Raw genomic sequence first — 14,213 nt, 5'->3', positions numbered from 1 at the left:
GCCCACACCACCAGGAGGACCCACGGTGACCACCGCAGGCCCGTCGCCGCGAGCCCGATCGACCCGGCAGCGCGCCGCCGTCTCGGCGGTCCTGGACGAGATCGAGGACTTCCGCAGCGCGCAGGAGCTCCACGACATGCTGAAGCACCGGGGTGACTCGGTCGGCCTCACCACCGTCTACCGGACGCTCCAGTCGCTCGCCGACGCCGGTGAGGTGGACGTCCTGCGCACCGCCGACGGCGAGGCCGTCTACCGCCGGTGCAGCAGCGGGCACCACCACCACCTGGTCTGCCGCCAGTGCGGCGCCACCGTCGAGGTCGAGGGACCGGCCGTCGAGCGCTGGGCCAACTCGGTCGCCGCCGAGCACGGGTTCAGCGACATCGCGCACACCCTGGAGATCTTCGGCACCTGCGCGGAGTGCGCCAAGCTCGGCTGAACCGCACCGCGAACGGCACCGCACCGCGAACGACACGAGGGCCCGCGGGAGTCATCTCCCGCGGGCCCTCGCGCACACGCGCAGGCGCGATCAGCGCTGCGCCGGCACCTCGGCGGCCAGCTCGGCCGGCACCTCGTTCGGGATCGCCCCGCCGAACCGGCGGTCGCGCATCGCGAACTGCTCGCAGGCCCGCCAGAGGTCACGGCGGTCGAAGTCCGGCCAGAGCACGTCCTGGAACACGAACTCCGCGTACGCCGACTGCCAGAGCAGGAAGTTGGACGTCCGCTGCTCGCCGCTGGGGCGCAGGAAGAGGTCCACGTCCGGCATGTCCGGGTGGTACAGGTACTTGGCGAGGGTCTTCTCGTTGACCTTCTTCGGGTCCAGCCGGCCCGCCGCCACATCGGCCGCGATGGCCGCCGCGGCGTCCGCGATCTCGGCCCGCCCGCCGTAGTTGACACACATGTACAGCGTGACGGCGTCGTTGTCCCTGGTCTGCTCCTCGGCGACCTGGAGCTCCTGGACGACGCTCTTCCACAGCTTGGGCATCCGGCCCGCCCAGCGCACCCGCACGCCCATCGCGTCCATCTCGTCGCGGCGGCGGTGGATGACGTCCCGGTTGAAGTTCATCAGGAACTTCACCTCGTCGGGTGAGCGCTTCCAGTTCTCGGTGGAGAACGCGTACAGCGAGATGTTCTTCACGCCCAGCTCGATGGCGCCCTTCAGCACGTCCAGCACGACGCCCTCGCCGACCTTGTGGCCCTCGGTGCGCGGCAGCCCGCGCTCCTTCGCCCAGCGGCCGTTGCCGTCCATGACGATCGCGACGTGGTTGGGGACCAGCTCGCCGGGGATCTTCGGGGGCCGGGCACCGCTGGGATGCGGGGTCGGGGGGAGGTACTCCCTCTGCTTGCCGCCGCCGAAGAGCCGTCGCGCTGCCATGTGCTCACTTCTCCACGTATCTCATCGAGCGGATACCCCGCTCCAGGTGCCACTGCAGATAGGCCGCGACCAGGCCGCTGCCCTCCCGCCAGTACCTCGGCTCGCAGGCGTCGGCCGTCTGCCAGTCCCCTGACAGCAGCGCCCCGAGCAGTACCAGTGTCTCAGGGGAGGGTACGGCACATCCGGGGACCCGGCAGTCCGGGCACAGGACCCCGCCGGCCGGGAGCGAGAAGAACCGGTTGGGGCCCTCCATGCCGCACTTGGCGCAGTCGTCGAAGCTCGCGCCGTACCCGTTGACGGCGAGCGAACGCAGCAGGAAGGCGTCCAGCACCAGGTGCGATTCGTGCTGCCCGGCCGCCAGCGTGCGCAGACCGCCGACCAGCAGCAGGTACTGCTGGACGGCCGGCTGGCCCTCGTTCTCGGCGAACCGTTCCGCCGTCTCCAGCATGGCCGTGCCGGCGGTGTAGCGGCCGTAGTCGGTGACGATCGAGCCGCCGTACGGGGCGATCGTCTCCACCTGGGTGCACAGCGGCAGCCCGCGCCCGAGCAGCTCACTCCCGCGGCTGAAGAACTGCACGTCCACGTGCGAGAACGGCTCCAGCCGCGCCCCGAACTTCGACTTGGTCTTGCGCACCCCGCGCGCCACCGCGCGCACCTTGCCGTGGTGGCGGGTGAGCAGGGTGATGATCCGGTCGGCCTCACCGAGCTTCTGCGCCCGGAGCACCACGCCGTCGTCCCGGAAGAGGCTCATGCGCCCGCCTCGCCGCGGCGGACCTCGAACAGTGCGGACATCCCCCCATTGTCCCCCAGCCGTCCCCCGGTCACGGACAGCCGTGTGCCCGCACCGGGCCGTGGGGGATCGCCGAACGGTGCGGGTCACGGCGGGCCCGGAGGGGGGTGGGCCCGGTTTTGTGGGGGTCGGAGGGAAGAGGAGAGGGAGCCCCAGGTGCGACAGGGGCCTAGTAGGGCGTGCGGGTCGCCGCCTCCAGCAGCGCCCCCACCCGTGCCTGCGGCAGGTCCAGGCAGCGCCCGACGGCGTCCAGCGCCTCCCGCTCCTGCGGCCGGTACCGGCCGTCGGCCAGGGCGATCGCCGCGCCCTGCAGCAGCAGCCGCTCCCGGCCTGGCTGGGCCAGGTGCGGGGCCAGCGGTTCGAGCACCGCGTGCAGCTCCACGGCCAGCCCGCCGGCCATGCCGTGCGCGTCGTACAGCTCGCCGCCGAGCCCGGACAGCGCCGCCAGCGCGGCCAGCACCTGGGCCTCGCCGCAGTCCTCGAACCCGGCGTCGCGGACCGCCGCGCAGGCCGCCTCGCGGGCCGCGCGGTGCGCGGTGCCGCCGGCGGCCAGCAGGGCCAGCGCGACGGTGTACTGCGCGTCGCGCAGCATCCCGCCCAGGCGGACGCAGGTGGGCTGCTCCAGGCTCTCCACCCCGAACCGGCCGTGGCAGCTGGTGCACTGCACGCTGCCGATCACCGGGCCGAGCGGAAGCACCGGGGTCCCCAGCAGCCGCAGCCACCGCCGGCCGTGCTGCCGGCGGTAGTTGCGGTCCCCGCCGCAGCCTGGACAGAAGAAGTCACCGAGAACGTCAGTCCGCCACCGCGGGCGAACACCCCACATCCCTGTCACGGCGCCACTCCCCAGACATGGCAGGCGGCCTGCACAACAATGGGCAGGTCACGCGACCGGCCACCGGGCCGTCCCACCGACCCGGCTTTCCGGTGGGACGATGTTGCCACGGTTGCCGACACGTGTCAGTACTTCGAACGGCCCGATCACCGAAAAAATGTGGCGCAGGACACAGCGGCCGCGCCCCGGTCCCGGGGACCGCCCGGCCCGGCCCGGGAACGCCACCGGGCCGCCCCGAACGGGACGGCCCGGCCACGACCACTCGCACGAACTAGCCGCGCTGCGCCCGGTTGACGGCGCTGATCATCGCCTTCAGCGAGGCCAGCACGGTGTTGCCGTCGATCCCGACGCCCCACAGCACCCGGCCGTCCACCGCGCACTCGACGTACGCGGCGGCCTGGGCGTCGCCGCCCTCGCTCAGCGCGTGCTCCGCGTAGTCCAGCACCCGTACGTCCACACCGATCTGCGCCAGCGCGTCGGCGAACGCCGAGACCGGGCCGTTGCCGGTACCGGCCAGGGTGACCGGCGTGCCGTCCAGCACGGCCTCGGCCGTCAGCGCGTCCCGGCCGTCCTCGGTGGTCAGGGTGCGCGAGCCGCTCAGCGAGATCCGGCCCCACGGGTTCGCCGGGGTGGGCAGGTACTCGTCCTCGAAGACCCGCCAGATCTCGGCCGGGGTGACCTCGCCGCCCTCGGCGTCGGTCTTGGCCTGGATGATCCGGGAGAACTCGATCTGCATCCGGCGCGGCAGGTCCAGCTTGTGGTCGTTCTTCAGCACGTACGCCACGCCGCCCTTGCCGGACTGGCTGTTGACCCGGATGACCGCCTCGTAGGTGCGGCCGACGTCCTTCGGGTCGATCGGCAGGTACGGCACGCCCCAGGTGTGCTCCTCGACCGGCACGCCCGCCGCGGCCGCGTCCGCCGCCAGGACGTCGAAGCCCTTCTTGATGGCGTCCTGGTGGGAGCCGGAGAAGGAGGTGTACACCAGGTCACCGGCGTACGGGTGACGCGGGTGCACCTCCATCTGGTTGCAGTACTCGGCGGTGCGGCGCACCTCGTCGATGTCGGAGAAGTCGATCTGCGGGTCGACGCCCTGCGAGAACAGGTTCATGCCCAGCGTCACCAGGTCGACGTTGCCGGTCCGCTCGCCCTGCCCGAACAGGCAGCCCTCGATCCGGTCGGCACCGGCCATGTGGGCCAGTTCGGCGGAGGCGACGGCGGTGCCCCGGTCGTTGTGCGGGTGCGCCGACAGACAGACGAACTCGCGGCGCGACAGGTGGCGCGACATCCACTCGAACTGGTCGGCCTGGACGTTCGGGGTGGCCCGCTCGATGGTGGCCGGCAGGTTCAGGATGATCTCGCGGCCCTCGCCGGGCTGCCAGACGTCCATGACCGCCTCGCAGACCTCCAGCGCGAAGTCCAGCTCGGTGTCGACGAAGATCTCCGGCGAGTACTGGTAGCCGAAGACGGTCTCCTCGCCCAGCAGCTTCTCGGCGTACTCCATCACCAGCCGGGTGCCGTCGACGGCGATCGCCTTGGTGGCCTCCCGGTCGTTGCGGAACACCACCCGGCGGAACAGCGGCGCGGTCGCGTTGTACAGGTGCACGGTCGCGCGCGGCGCGCCGACCAGCGACTCGACCGTCTTCTCGATCAGCTCCTCGCGCGCCTGGGTCAGCACCGAGATGGTGACGTCCTCCGGGATCGCCCCCTCCTCGATCAGCGAGCGCACGAAGGCGTGGTCGGTGGCCCCGGAGGAGGGGAAGCCGACCTCGATCTCCTTGTAACCCATCGCGACCAGCAGGTCGAACATCTTGCGCTTGCGCGCCGGGGACATCGGGTCGATCAGCGCCTGGTTGCCGTCCCGCAGGTCGGTGGAGAGCCAGCGCGGGGCCTTGGTGATCACCTTCGACGGCCAGGTGCGGTCCGGCAGGTCGACGGTGCCGAAGGGCAGGTAGCGGCCGTGCCGCATGCCGGACGGCCGCTGGCGTACCGAGCCGGCGGTGATCGGGGTGGGGCGGCCGGCGAACGCGCGGGCGGCGGGAACGGGCACGGCGGAACTCTGCTCGGTCATGGAGGTGAGTCTCGGCTTCCTGTGGTGCGTGATGCGGGCTGGTCGGGGCGGTGTCCTCACCCGACTCGGCCGGCCTGCTGCCGCTCGCGACCCCTCGGCGGGTCGCCCGAAATCCAGCGCGCAGCACAGTCCCCGCGGCGAGGGGGCCGGCCCTTGGTGGACTACAGGCCCTCGACGCGGCAGCTAAGAAGAAGCAGGCCGTAGCGCATGATGCGAACCAGCCTAACAAAGCACCGCGCGAGCCCGAAGCGGGGCGGTTGATCTTCCCAGTCCTTGAGACGGCGCGCGGCGGCGGCCGGGCGGCGCGCAATCCTGTCCGCGCCGGTGACAACACGTCATCGATGCCTCACGCTGGGCCACATGACAGCCGAACCGACGCTCTGCGCGATCGTTCCGCCGTACGTCCTGGACCGCCTCGCCGAGGACGGTCACGAGCCCGCCGCCCGCTCCCTCGCCCTCGACGCCGCGCACCGGGCCGCGCGGCTCACCGCCGTCCTCCCCGAACGGGCCGCCGAACGGGCCGCCGACCGCCTGGAACGGGTGATCTCCGACGCCGGCCACCGCGAACGGCTGCCCGGCCGCACCGTCCGCCGGGAGGGCGAGGGCCCCCTGCCCGACCAGTCCGTCAACCACGCCTACGACGGCCTCGGCGCGACCTGGACGCTGTTCTCCGCCGTCTACGGGCGGCACTCCATCGACGACCGGGGCCTGCGGCTGGACGCCACCGTCCACTACGGCCAGGACTACGACAACGCCTTCTGGGACGGCGAGCGGATGGTCTTCGGCGACGGCGACGGCGAGGTGTTCGGCGACTTCACCGTCTGCATCGACGTCATCGGCCACGAACTGGCCCACGGCGTCACCCAGTTCACCGCCGGCCTGGAGTACCGCGACCAGCCCGGCGCGCTCAACGAGTCGGTCTCCGACGTCTTCGGCTCGCTGGTCAAGCAGTACGCGCTGCAACAGGACGCCGCCGCCGCGGACTGGCTGATCGGCGCCGGACTGCTCGCCCCCGGCGTGCAGGGGGTCGCACTGCGCTCGATGAGGGCGCCCGGCACCGCCTACGACGACCCGCGGCTGGGCAAGGACCCGCAGCCCGCCCACATGCGCGACTACGTGCGCACCGGCCGGGACAACGGCGGGGTGCACATCAACTCGGGCATCCCCAACCACGCCTTCTACCTGCTCGCCACCGCGCTCGGCGGACCGGCCTGGGAGCGCGCGGGCCGGATCTGGTACGACGCGCTGACCGGCCGGCGGCTGCCCTCCGACGCCGGCTTCACCGCCTTCGCCCGGGCCACCGTGGCCGCCGCCAAGGCCCGCTACCCGGAGCCCGAGGTGGCCGACACGGTCACCGCGTCCTGGGCGAAGGTCGGCATCAGCCCGACTTGAGTCGCGCTTAAGTCAAGGTCCGGGAAAACCCCGGCAAACGCCATCGCTGGGTAGCACCATGGACACCATGCGTATCCAGGTGACCCGGACCGGCGGCCTCGCGGGACACGTCCGCCGCGCGGAGCTCGACACCACCGAGCGGGTGGACGCCCCGCACGTGCACGCGCTCGCCCGCGAGGCCGTCGCGGGCGGGCTGCGCACGCCCTCCTACGGGGTGCCGGACGGCTTCCACTACGAGATCACCGTCGACGGCCGGACGGTGCACTGCGCGGACCCGAAGCTCACCGAGTCCCAGCGCGAGCTGGTCTCCCTCGTCCTGCGCGAAGGCGCCTAGGGTCCGCCTCCGGACCCCCGCCCGGCGGGTCACAGCCAGCCGTCGAGGGAGGCCAGGAAGCCCGGGAGGTCGTCCCGGTGGATGGTGTGGCCGGCCCCGGCCACCGTGCGCAGCCGGTAGCCGAGACCGCGCAGGGCCTCGGCGTCCTCGGGCCCGACCAGCCAGCTGTTGTCGGCGAGCTGCACCAGCGAGGGCACGGCCGGGGCGCCGGGCAGCGTGGCCCGGCCGTGCAGCGCGGAGAGCGCGAACGCGGTCTCCGGGTCCCACAGCGCCAGGGTGGCCAGCTCGACGTCCACGTCGGCGGCGTCCCAGCGCGGGTTGACCGCGGTGATCTGCTCCCGGGTGGCCTCCTTGAACCGGACGAAGACCGCCGGGTCGAAGAGGCCCGGCTGGGCGAACCTCCAGGCCGGGTCGGAGTAGACCACCCGGGCCGGGCGCAGCCGCCCGACGGCGTGCAGCAGGGTCAGCCCGCCCAGCGAGTGGCCGATGGCCAGGTCGGCACCCCGCGGCAGGGTGTCGACCAGGTCGTCGGCGTAGCGCTCGGGGGCGTAGCGCTCCACCGCGGTGGAGCCCTCGCCGCGCGGGCTGGCGCCGTGGCCGCGCAGGTCGACGGCGATCACCCGGTAGCCGCGCTCGGCGAGCGCCGGGCCGACCGACCGCCAGGTGCGGTGGTCGGACATGATCCCGTGGACCAGCAGCGCGATCCGCTCGCCGGTGCCCCACTCGTGGGTGTGCAGCTTCATGCCGGGCTCCCCCGCCGTGTTCGGACGTCGTGGTCGTCGGACGCGGTCAGAACCCGAGCTTGCGCAGCTGCTTCGGGTCCCGCTGCCAGTCCTTGGCGACCTTGACGTGCAGGTCCAGGAAGACCGGGGTGCCGAGCAGCGCCTCGATGTGCTTGCGGGCGGTGGTGCCGACGTGCTTGAGCCGGGCGCCCTTGGCCCCGATCACGATCGCCTTCTGGCTCTGCCGCTCGATGTAGACGTTGGCGTGGATGTCGAGCAGCGGCCGGTCGGCCGGGCGGCCCTCCCGCGGCAGCATCTCCTCGACCACGACGGCCAGCGAGTGCGGCAGCTCGTCGCGCACGCCCTCCAGCGCGGCCTCGCGGATCAGCTCGGCCACCATGATCTGCTCGGGCTCGTCGGTGAGGTCGCCGTCCGGATAGAGCGGCATGCCCTCCGGCAGCAGCTTGCTGATCAGCTCGCCGACCAGCTCCACCTGCTTGTCGCCGACGGCCGAGACCGGGATGATCTCGGCCCACTCGATGCCCAGCTCGGCGCCGAGCTGATGGACGGCGATCAGCTGCTCGGCCAGCCGCTTGGAGTCGACCAGGTCGGTCTTGGTGACGATGGCCACCTTGGGGGTCTTCTTGATCTCGGCGAGTTCCTTGGCGATGAACTTGTCGCCGGGGCCGAGCTTCTGGTCGGCGGGCAGGCAGAAGCCGATCACGTCGACCTCGGCCCAGGTGGAGCGGACCAGGTCGTTGAGGCGCTCGCCGAGCAGGGTGCGCGGCTTGTGCAGGCCGGGGGTGTCCACCAGCACCAGCTGGGCGTCCGGGCGGTGCACGATGCCGCGGACGGTGTGCCGGGTGGTCTGCGGGCGGTCGGAGGTGATCGCGACCTTCGTCCCCACCAGAGCGTTGGTCAGGGTCGACTTGCCCGCGTTGGGCCGGCCGACGAAGCACGCGAAGCCGGAGCGGTACGAGGAGGAAGGGGCATTCATGGGCTCCATTCTCCCTGATCACCCCCGGCGGGGCGGACACCGCCCGTCCGAGCGGTCACTTCCGGCCGCCGAACAGCGCGCCGAGGCCCCAGCCGAGCACCAGCAGCAGGAAGGAGACCGAGCCCCAGAGCCAGAACGGCGAGCCGGTCTCCTGCCACTTGCCCATGCCCATCACACCCAGCAGCAGCCCCGCGAAGAACGCGTACGGCCCCATCGCCCAGCCCCCTCACCGCGCCGGTTCCCCGCGCAGATTCCCCGCCCGTCCCCGGTGAGATTATCCGCCGATTCCAGGGGTCCCGGAACGCGCCGGCGCCCGGGGCGGGAACCCCGGGCACCGTGCGGAGCGCGCGCCTCCCGGACGCTCAGCGGGCCTCGGCCGCGACCCGCAGCGTGCCGTCCGGGCCGGCCAGCAGCAGCGGGGTGCCCGCGCCGCCGAGGTCGCGCACCGCCGCCAGGTCGGCCGGCGAGGGCTGCTCGGCCTCGGTCACCACGGCCGCCGCCTCCAGCGACTTCGCGCCGCTGGCCACCGCCATCGCCACCGCCGTCTGCACCGCGCTCAGCCGCAGCGACTCCAGCGCGACCGTGCCGGCCACATAGGTGCGGCCGGTCTCGTCACGCACCGCGGCCCCCTCCGCGACGCCGTTGCGGGCGCGGGCGGAGCGGGCCAGGGTGATGATCTTCTTGTCCTCGGGGTCCAGCTCGACGATGTCACTCATGCCCAGGAGCATAGGCCCCGGTGACGGAGCCGGTCAGTGCCCGATCGGGTTGGGCGGCCCGGGCCGCATCACCTTCACGAAGGTCTTGGGACCGGCGGGCAGCTCCTGCTCCTCATCCGCGCGCTTGCGCCAGTACGGGTTGTCGTGCGGCAGGTGGCTGCTGACCCGCCCGTACATCCCGAACGCGGTGATCACCACGCCGAAGGCGAACGCGAAGATCACGTTGTGGATGCCGAAGTTCAGGAGGTTGGCGTCCGGCCGTTCGAGCACCGTCAGCCCGTAGAACCCGGACAGGATGAACAGCACCCCGGCCGCCATGTTCAGGTTGGCGGCGAAGTTCCCGCCGATGAACGCGCCGATCACCAGGATCCCGCCCACCACGATGGACAGGATGCTCAGCGCGCCGTTGGTGGACATCCCGGCGATCTCGTTGCCTTCGGTGGACAGGAAGCCCGGGTGGTCGGCCAGCCCCAGGCAGCCGAACACGATCAGGAAGACCCCGCCGAGCCCCGCCCCGATCCGCCAGACCAGCAGCAGCTTGTGGTCGACGGGCAGTTCGTCTTGCAGCTTCATGGCGACCTCCGAGGTGGCCGTAGCGCCTTGCCCTGCACCCGGGTGCAGCTAGCTGTAGGGGTGGCTCCCCTCCATGTGCGGCACCTCGTGCATGTACAGCGAGCCGCACTGCTGGCAGCCCCGGAGCCCGGTCCCCCACTCCTGCTCCGGCCGGGTCTGCGCCTCGGCGGGGATGGTCCGGCCGCACAGCGCGGTGGCCGGATCCCCCTCCCGCACGACGTGCCAGACCTTCACCCCGCCCGCGCTCCCCTGCGGGCCGTACTCCGCGCGAAGTTGGTGAGTCATGCCTCCCATCGTCGCCCCGGACGCACCCGAACGCTACTCGCCGCCCTCCGGGGCGGCGTCCGGCCCGGCGTGGACGGGGGCGGCGACGACGGAGCCGATCCGGTTGCGGCGCCCGGCCGAGCTCTCCGCGGTCAGCCGGATGGCGGTCAGACCGCCCGGGACCTCCTCCGGCAGCGGGATGTCGCAGGACGAGCCGGGGATCGGCACCCGGCCCAGGTGCTTGGCCAGCAGGCCGCCGACCGTCTCGACGTCCTCGTCCTCCAGCTCGATCCCGAACAGCTCGCCGAGGTCCTCCACCAGCAGCCGGGCGGTGATCCGGTAGGAGCCGTCCCCGAGGTCCTCCACCGGGGCGATCTCCCGGTCGTACTCGTCGGTGATCTCGCCGACGATCTCCTCCAGGATGTCCTCGATGGTGACCAGGCCGGCCGTGCCGCCGTACTCGTCGATCACGATCGCCACGTGCGAGCGCATCTTCTGCATCTCGCGCAGCAGGTCGGCGGCCGGCTTGGAGTCCGGGACGAACACCGCCGGCCGCAGCACCGCGCCGACCTCGTCGGACTCCGAGTCCCGGTTGATGTGGGTGCGGCGCACCAGGTCCTTGAGGTAGACGATGCCGACCACGTCGTCCTCGTTGTCGCCGACCACCGGGATCCGCGAGAAGCCCGAGCGCAGCGCCAGGGTCAGCGCCTGCCGCACGGTCTTGTGCCGCTCGATCATCACCAGGTCGGTGCGCGGCACCATCACCTCGCGGACGATGGTGTCGCCCAGCTCGAAGACCGAGTGCACCATCCGGCGCTCCTCGTCCTCGATGACGTCGTTCTTCTCCGCCAGGTCGACCAGGGCCCGCAGCTCCGCCTCGGAGGCGAACGGACCCTCCTTGTAGCCCTTGCCCGGGGTCAGGGCGTTGCCGAGCAGGATCAGCAGCCGCGGGATCGGGCCGAGGATCCGGGCCAGCGGCAGCAGCACGAAGGAGGCCGCGGTCGCGGTGGTCAGCGGGTGCTGGCGGCCGATCGTGCGCGGCGAGACGCCCACCGCCACGAACGACACCAGCACCATCACGCCGAACGCCAGCAGCACGGCCTGCCAGGTCGTGTCGATGGTGCGCACCGACACCACGGTGACCAGGACCGCCGCCGCCATCTCACTGGCCACCCGGATCAGGGTGGCCAGGTTGAGATAGCGGATCGGGTCGGTGGCCAGCGCCAGCAGCCGGGCCGAGCCCTTGCGCCCGGAGCGCACGGCCTCCTCCGCCCGGAACCGGGAGACCCGGGAGATGCCCGCCTCGGCGCACGCGGCCAGCCAGCCGAGCACGACGAGCAGCACGGCACCGAGGATGAAACTCGTACTCTCACCACTCACAGGGGTTCGCGCTCCGCGCTCAGTGGGTGGTGGGGGCCGGGGAGATGCCCCCGAGGCCCCGCTCGGCCCGCCAGCCGTCGAGGATCGCCTTCTGCAGGCCGAACATCTCGGCCTCCTCGTCCGGCTCCTCGTGGTCGTAGCCGAGCACGTGCAGCACGCCGTGCACGGTGAGCAGCTGCAGCTCCTCGTCCATCGAGTGCTTCGACGGGGCCGCCTTGCCCTGCTGCTCGGCGACCTCGGGGCAGAGCACGATGTCGCCGAGCAGGCCCTGCGGCAGCTCCTCGCCCTCCTTGCCGGGGCGCAGCTCGTCCATCGGGAAGGACATCACGTCCGTCGGGCCCGGGAGGTCCATCCACTGGATGTGCAGCTCCTCCATCGCCGCCCCGTCCACGAGGATCACGGACAGTTCGGACTGCGGGTGGATCCGCATCTTCTCCAGTGCGTAGCGGGCGACGTCGAGGATGGACTCCTCGTCGACGTCCCAACCGGACTCGTTGGCGATGTCGATCGACATGACGGGCTGGTTACTCAGCTTTCGGTGCGATGGGACTGTCGGGGTGCGCGCGAGCCGCGCCGCTGGGCGGGCTTGACCGGGAGCCTGCGCTCCTCGGTCTCCTGGGCCTCCTGGCGGGCGTCCCAGCGCTCGTACGCGTCCACGATCCGGCCGACCAGCTTGTGGCGGACCACGTCGGTGCTGGTGAGGACGGAGAAGTGGATGTCGGGCACGTCGGCCAGGATCTCCTGGACGACCTTGAGGCCGCTGCGGGTGCCGCCCGGGAGGTCGATCTGGCTGGTGTCGCCGGTGACGACCACCCGGGAGTTGAACCCGAGGCGGGTGAGGAACATCTTCATCTGCTCGGGCGAGGTGTTCTGGGCCTCGTCGAGGATGATGAAGGCGTCGTTGAGGGTACGTCCGCGCATGTAGGCGAGCGGCGCGACCTCGATGGTCCCGGCGGCCATCAGGCGCGGGATGGAGTCCGGGTCCATCATGTCGTGCAGCGCGTCGTACAGCGGGCGCAGGTACGGGTCGATCTTCTCGTAGAGGGTGCCGGGCAGGAAGCCCAGCCGCTCGCCCGCCTCGACGGCCGGACGGGTCAGGATGATCCGGTTGACCTCCTTGGCCTGCAGGGCCTGGACGGCCTTGGCCATCGCCAGGTAGGTCTTGCCGGTGCCCGCCGGGCCGAGGCCGAAGACGATCGTGTGCTTGTCGATCGCGTCGACGTAGCGCTGCTGGTTGAGGGTCTTGGGACGGATGGTCCGGCCCCGGTTGGACAGGATGTTCGCGGTGAACACCTGCGACGGCGCCGGGCTGTCGGGGTCCTCCGCGGCACCGCGGAGCATGGCGATGGAACGCTCCACGGCGTCCTCCGTCAGGGGTTGGCCGGTGCGCAGCACCAGCATCATCTCGCTGAACAGCTGCTTGACGAGGGCCACCTCGGCGCGCTCGCCGGTCGCGGTCACCTCGTTGCCGCGGACGTGGATGTCGGCGGCGGGGAAGCCCTCCTCGATCACCCGCAGCAGCGAGTCGGCGGCGCCGAGCAGGGTGACCATCGGATGCTTCTCGGGGATGACGAAACGGGCGCTGACGCGGCCGTTGTCGGCCGGCTCGGGGCGCGGCCCTCCGTTGGTACGGGTCTGCGATGTGTCACTCATAGGTCGGCGCTGGGGCCTGCCTCATCCCATCCGTGTCTCGTGGTGCCGCTGGGTCTCTCCGGGGCACCAGGGTACGCCGCGCACGTGATCGACGCGGCGGGCGGCGGGGCCGCACCCGACGATGCTGCGGCAGAGCGCCCGGGTGGCGCGAGCGGTTTTCCGGGCCGCTCACGGGCCGGGCGGGCCGGGCGGGCCGGTCATGCGTGCCGGGGCGGTACAGGTACCCGGGCGAGGTCCTCGGCAAGCACGATCGGGCCGTCGAAGTGCTTGCGGGCGTCGGCGAGGTGCTGGCCGAGGTCCGGGTAGCGCTGCGAGAAGTGGGTGAGCACCAGCGTGCGGGCGCCCGCCTCGGCGGCGACCTTGCCGGCCTGGCCGGCGGTGAGGTGGCCGTGCTCCTCGGCGAGCCGGGCGTCGGCGTCGGTGAAGGTGGCCTCGACGACCAGCAGGTCGGCGCGCTCGGCGAGCTCGTGCACCCCCTCGCAGAGCCGGGTGTCCATGACGAAGGCGAACCGCTGGCCGGGCCGGGGCTCGCTGACCTCCTCCAGGGTCACCCGCCGGCCGGCCGCCTCGATCGCGCCCTGCTGCTGGAGCCGGCCGACGTCCGGGCCGGCGATGCCCAGGGCGGCCAGCCGTCCGGGCACCAGCCGGCGGCCGTCCGGCTCGCGCAGCCGGTAGCCGAAGGACTCCACCGGGTGCGAGAGCCGCACGGCGTCCAGCGCGAAGCGGGCGCCGGGCGCCGGCAGCGGGCCGGGCTCCTCGATCGGGCGGGGCCGCAGCACGGCCGTCTCGTGGAAGGCGGTGGCGTGCCGCAGCCGCTCGAAGTACACCTCGCCGGAGGCCGGGAAGTAGACGTCCACCGGGTGCGGGACCCGGTCGAGGTTGATCCGCTGGATCACCCCGGCGAGGCCCAGGCTGTGGTCGCCGTGGAAGTGCGTGACGGCGATCCGGGTGATCTGGGTGGCCGAGACCCCGGCGCGCAGCATCTGGCGCTGGGTGCCCTCGCCGGGGTCGAGGAGCAGGCCCTCGCCGTCCCAGCGCAGCAGGTAGCCGTTGTGGTTGCGGTGCCGGGTCGGGACCTGGCTGGCGGTCCCGAGGACCACGAGTTCGCGCTGGGACACCA

Annotated in this window: 17 protein-coding genes; 3 read left to right on the top strand and 14 right to left on the bottom strand. The window is 72.3% G+C overall.

What is annotated here, in order from left to right:
* Positions 1-25: 25 nt before the first annotated feature.
* Complete coding sequence (locus ABT093_RS21050) at positions 26-436, top strand: Fur family transcriptional regulator (RefSeq protein WP_350566391.1); 411 nt, start codon at positions 26-28, stop codon at positions 434-436.
* Between the two features lie 90 nt (positions 437-526).
* On the opposite strand, the gene ABT093_RS21045 is transcribed toward ABT093_RS21050, so the two are convergent.
* From ABT093_RS21045 to leuA, 4 genes are all read right to left on the bottom strand, one after another.
* Entirely contained in the window at positions 527-1,372 is an 846-nt protein-coding gene (locus tag ABT093_RS21045) for an isoprenyl transferase (protein ID WP_350566390.1), read from the bottom strand.
* Positions 1,373-1,376: 4 nt separating this feature from the next.
* Positions 1,377-2,123 (bottom strand): DNA repair protein RecO, encoded by a 747-nt coding sequence (gene recO, locus ABT093_RS21040; RefSeq protein WP_350566388.1) that lies wholly within the window; start codon positions 2,121-2,123, stop codon positions 1,377-1,379.
* 208 nt (positions 2,124-2,331) lie between these two features.
* Positions 2,332-2,841 (bottom strand): TerB family tellurite resistance protein, encoded by a 510-nt coding sequence (locus tag ABT093_RS21035; RefSeq protein ID WP_350566386.1) that lies wholly within the window; start codon positions 2,839-2,841, stop codon positions 2,332-2,334.
* A gap of 424 nt (positions 2,842-3,265) precedes the next feature.
* The gene (leuA, locus tag ABT093_RS21030) at positions 3,266-5,062 is read right to left on the bottom strand and encodes a 2-isopropylmalate synthase (RefSeq protein ID WP_350566384.1); all 1,797 of its coding nucleotides are present in this window, start codon (positions 5,060-5,062) and stop codon (positions 3,266-3,268) included.
* Between the two features lie 360 nt (positions 5,063-5,422).
* Here leuA and ABT093_RS21025 point away from each other — a divergent pair, with 360 nt between their 5' ends.
* Positions 5,423-6,454, top strand: a complete 1,032-nt coding sequence (locus ABT093_RS21025) for a M4 family metallopeptidase (protein ID WP_350566382.1) — start codon at positions 5,423-5,425, stop codon at positions 6,452-6,454.
* Positions 6,455-6,521: 67 nt separating this feature from the next.
* Complete coding sequence (locus ABT093_RS21020; protein ID WP_344337572.1) at positions 6,522-6,788, top strand: protealysin inhibitor emfourin; 267 nt, start codon at positions 6,522-6,524, stop codon at positions 6,786-6,788.
* A gap of 29 nt (positions 6,789-6,817) precedes the next feature.
* Here the strand turns inward: ABT093_RS21020 and ABT093_RS21015 are convergent, their stop codons facing one another.
* From ABT093_RS21015 to ABT093_RS20970, 10 genes are all read right to left on the bottom strand, one after another.
* Positions 6,818-7,531: an alpha/beta fold hydrolase gene (locus ABT093_RS21015; RefSeq protein ID WP_350566380.1), complete on the bottom strand. Its 714-nt coding sequence runs from the start codon at positions 7,529-7,531 to the stop codon at positions 6,818-6,820.
* 46 nt (positions 7,532-7,577) lie between these two features.
* The gene (gene era / locus ABT093_RS21010; protein ID WP_344337568.1) at positions 7,578-8,507 is read right to left on the bottom strand and encodes a GTPase Era; all 930 of its coding nucleotides are present in this window, start codon (positions 8,505-8,507) and stop codon (positions 7,578-7,580) included.
* A gap of 55 nt (positions 8,508-8,562) precedes the next feature.
* Positions 8,563-8,721, bottom strand: coding sequence for a hypothetical protein (locus ABT093_RS21005; protein WP_350566378.1), 159 nt, complete (start codon positions 8,719-8,721; stop codon positions 8,563-8,565).
* A 148-nt stretch (positions 8,722-8,869) separates the two neighbouring features.
* Entirely contained in the window at positions 8,870-9,223 is a 354-nt protein-coding gene (locus ABT093_RS21000) for a cytidine deaminase-like protein (RefSeq protein WP_350566376.1), read from the bottom strand.
* A 33-nt stretch (positions 9,224-9,256) separates the two neighbouring features.
* On the bottom strand, positions 9,257-9,796 hold the full coding sequence (locus ABT093_RS20995; RefSeq protein ID WP_350566374.1) for a DUF4383 domain-containing protein: 540 nt from the start codon (positions 9,794-9,796) through the stop codon (positions 9,257-9,259).
* A gap of 48 nt (positions 9,797-9,844) precedes the next feature.
* Positions 9,845-10,081, bottom strand: a complete 237-nt coding sequence (locus tag ABT093_RS20990) for a hypothetical protein (protein ID WP_350566372.1) — start codon at positions 10,079-10,081, stop codon at positions 9,845-9,847.
* Between the two features lie 33 nt (positions 10,082-10,114).
* Positions 10,115-11,440, bottom strand: coding sequence for a hemolysin family protein (locus ABT093_RS20985; protein ID WP_350566370.1), 1,326 nt, complete (start codon positions 11,438-11,440; stop codon positions 10,115-10,117).
* Between the two features lie 19 nt (positions 11,441-11,459).
* Positions 11,460-11,954 carry an rRNA maturation RNase YbeY gene (gene ybeY, locus ABT093_RS20980; protein WP_350566368.1) on the bottom strand — a complete coding sequence of 165 codons (495 nt, stop codon included), beginning with the start codon at positions 11,952-11,954 and terminating at the stop codon, positions 11,460-11,462.
* A 14-nt stretch (positions 11,955-11,968) separates the two neighbouring features.
* Complete coding sequence (locus ABT093_RS20975; RefSeq protein WP_502884270.1) at positions 11,969-13,093, bottom strand: PhoH family protein; 1,125 nt, start codon at positions 13,091-13,093, stop codon at positions 11,969-11,971.
* 197 nt (positions 13,094-13,290) lie between these two features.
* Entirely contained in the window at positions 13,291-14,211 is a 921-nt protein-coding gene (locus ABT093_RS20970; RefSeq protein ID WP_350566366.1) for a ribonuclease Z, read from the bottom strand.
* Between the last annotated feature and the right edge of the window lie 2 nt (positions 14,212-14,213).

Origin of the sequence: Kitasatospora sp. NPDC002551 (assembly GCF_040296005.1) — a bacterium.
Lineage (GTDB): Bacteria > Actinomycetota > Actinomycetes > Streptomycetales > Streptomycetaceae > Kitasatospora.
This window is presented reverse-complemented; position numbering and strand designations above follow the sequence as displayed.

Coding starts and splice junctions, on each gene's coding strand:
- ABT093_RS21000 (WP_350566376.1), bottom strand. CDS start 9,223: ATGAGTGACATCGTCGAGCTGGACCCCGAGGACAAGAAGATCATCACC.
- ABT093_RS20995 (WP_350566374.1), bottom strand. CDS start 9,796: ATGAAGCTGCAAGACGAACTGCCCGTCGACCACAAGCTGCTGCTGGTC.
- ABT093_RS21025 (WP_350566382.1), top strand. CDS start 5,423: ATGACAGCCGAACCGACGCTCTGCGCGATCGTTCCGCCGTACGTCCTG.
- ABT093_RS21020 (WP_344337572.1), top strand. CDS start 6,522: ATGCGTATCCAGGTGACCCGGACCGGCGGCCTCGCGGGACACGTCCGC.
- era (WP_344337568.1), bottom strand. CDS start 8,507: ATGAATGCCCCTTCCTCCTCGTACCGCTCCGGCTTCGCGTGCTTCGTC.
- ABT093_RS20990 (WP_350566372.1), bottom strand. CDS start 10,081: ATGACTCACCAACTTCGCGCGGAGTACGGCCCGCAGGGGAGCGCGGGC.
- ybeY (WP_350566368.1), bottom strand. CDS start 11,954: ATGTCGATCGACATCGCCAACGAGTCCGGTTGGGACGTCGACGAGGAG.
- ABT093_RS21045 (WP_350566390.1), bottom strand. CDS start 1,372: ATGGCAGCGCGACGGCTCTTCGGCGGCGGCAAGCAGAGGGAGTACCTC.
- ABT093_RS21015 (WP_350566380.1), bottom strand. CDS start 7,531: ATGAAGCTGCACACCCACGAGTGGGGCACCGGCGAGCGGATCGCGCTG.
- recO (WP_350566388.1), bottom strand. CDS start 2,123: ATGAGCCTCTTCCGGGACGACGGCGTGGTGCTCCGGGCGCAGAAGCTC.
- ABT093_RS20975 (WP_502884270.1), bottom strand. CDS start 13,093: ATGAGTGACACATCGCAGACCCGTACCAACGGAGGGCCGCGCCCCGAG.
- ABT093_RS21005 (WP_350566378.1), bottom strand. CDS start 8,721: ATGGGGCCGTACGCGTTCTTCGCGGGGCTGCTGCTGGGTGTGATGGGC.
- leuA (WP_350566384.1), bottom strand. CDS start 5,062: ATGACCGAGCAGAGTTCCGCCGTGCCCGTTCCCGCCGCCCGCGCGTTC.